Below are 439 nucleotides of genomic sequence, written 5' to 3' on the forward strand. Positions count from 1 at the left end.
CCAGTATCCAAGCAGCAAAGCGCTCTGGGTATTTTTCTGCCAGAAATTTGCACAAGTTATCATAAGCCATAGCGATTCGTTTTTAATGACCGGGATAGAAGTCCGGTGAGTCAACTATTTGATTCTAACTCAACTTTAACCCAGTCACTCAACTTGCTTGAAAAATGTTGTTAGTAGAATTCTCGTTTGATTGCCAACCTGAATGGAATGATAAGGGTCGGGTAAATTCAATAATTGCCCCGACCCTTCTGTTCTAGCGCGACTGCAACCAAGTCACTAAATCGCTCACTTCCGAGAAATCAAACAATGCCTCATTCAAATCTTCCAACTGAGATGTTGATAGTGCGCGAATGCGTTCCATCACCTCTGGTTCAATAGTCCCGAATCGACGGTTTAGCGGACGCATAATCATCGCGATCGCCTCTTGTTTTTTCCCCTG

At 43.7% G+C, this 439-nt stretch carries 1 protein-coding gene; it reads right to left on the reverse strand.

Features of this window, described 5'->3' with window-relative positions; genetic code table 11:
- Positions 1–253: 253 nt before the first annotated feature.
- On the reverse strand, positions 254–439 hold a 186-nt coding region (locus tag LKK83_RS01020), incomplete at its 5' end, for a DUF4351 domain-containing protein (protein ID WP_324628869.1).

The organism is Phormidium sp. CCY1219 (genome assembly GCF_035615515.1).
Lineage (GTDB): Bacteria > Cyanobacteriota > Cyanobacteriia > Cyanobacteriales > Laspinemataceae > CCY1219.